At 56.9% G+C, this 1394-nt stretch carries 1 rRNA gene; it reads right to left on the bottom strand.

Annotated features, from left to right (window positions below):
* Nucleotides 1-4: 4 nt before the first annotated feature.
* Nucleotides 5-1394: ribosomal RNA gene (locus tag ACIBP6_RS46800) — 23S ribosomal RNA — on the bottom strand; the annotation flags it as partial.

Here is a 1394-nt window from a genome sequence, read left to right as displayed (position 1 = left end):
CTTTGTGGTCAAGTCCTCGGCCTATTAGTACCGGTCAGCTCCACACGTTACCGCGCTTCCACCTCCGGCCTATCAACCCGGTCATCCACCGGGAGCCTTACCCCCTCACAGGGTGGGAGACCTCATCTCAAGGCAAGCTTCCCGCTTAGATGCTTTCAGCGGTTATCCCTTCCGAACGTAGCCAACCAGCCATGCACCTGGCGATACAACTGGCACACCAGAGGTTCGTCCGTCCCGGTCCTCTCGTACTAGGGACAGCCCCTTTCAAGTCTCCTGCGCGCGCAGCGGATAGGGACCGAACTGTCTCGCGACGTTCTAAACCCAGCTCGCGTACCGCTTTAATGGGCGAACAGCCCAACCCTTGGGACCTACTCCAGCCCCAGGATGCGACGAGCCGACATCGAGGTGCCAAACCATCCCGTCGATATGGACTCTTGGGGAAGATCAGCCTGTTATCCCCGGGGTACCTTTTAGCCGTTGAGCGACACCGCTTCCACACGCCGATGCCGGATCACTAGTCCCAGCTTTCGCTCCTGCTCGACCCGTCAGTCTCACAGTCAAGCTCCCTTGTGCACTTACACTCAACACCTGATTACCAACCAGGCTGAGGGAACCTTTGGGCGCCTCCGTTACCCTTTAGGAGGCAACCGCCCCAGTTAAACTACCCACCAGACACTGTCCCCGATCCGGATCACGGACCAGAGTTAGACGTTCAAAACGACCAGAGTGGTATTTCACCAATGACTCCACCCGAACTAGCGTCCGAGCTTCCCAGTCTCCCACCTATCCTACACAAGACGCTCCAAACGCCAATGTCAAGCTGTAGTGAAGGTCCCGGGGTCTTTCCGTCCTGCTGCGCGTAACGAGCATCTTTACTCGTAATGCAATTTCGCCGGGTCTGCGGTTGAGACAGCGGGGAAGTCGTTACGCCATTCGTGCAGGTCGGAACTTACCCGACAAGGAATTTCGCTACCTTAGGATGGTTATAGTTACCACCGCCGTTTACCGGCGCTTAAGTTCTCACCTTCGCACACCGAAGTGCACTAAGCGGTCCCCTTAACGTTCCGGCACCGGGCAGGCGTCAGTCCGTATACATCGTCTTACGACTTCGCACGGACCTGTGTTTTTAGTAAACAGTCGCTTCCCCCTGGCCACTGCGGCCTCCACCAGCTCAGAGCGCAAGACTCATCACCAACAGAGGCCCCCCTTCTCCCGAAGTTACGGGGGCAATTTGCCGAGTTCCTTAACCACAGTTCACCCGATCGCCTTAGTATTCTCTACCTGACCACCTGAGTCGGTTTAGGGTACGGGCCGCCACAACACTCACTAGAGGCTTTTCTCGGCAGCATAGGATCATCCACTTCACCACAATCGGCTCGGCATCACATCTCAGG

The sequence above is a fragment of the Nonomuraea terrae genome, from assembly GCF_044465245.1.
GTDB classification, from domain to species: Bacteria; Actinomycetota; Actinomycetes; order Streptosporangiales; family Streptosporangiaceae; genus Nonomuraea; species Nonomuraea terrae.
The sequence above is the reverse complement of the archived record's forward strand: the minus strand, read 5'-3'. Positions and strand labels throughout refer to the sequence as shown.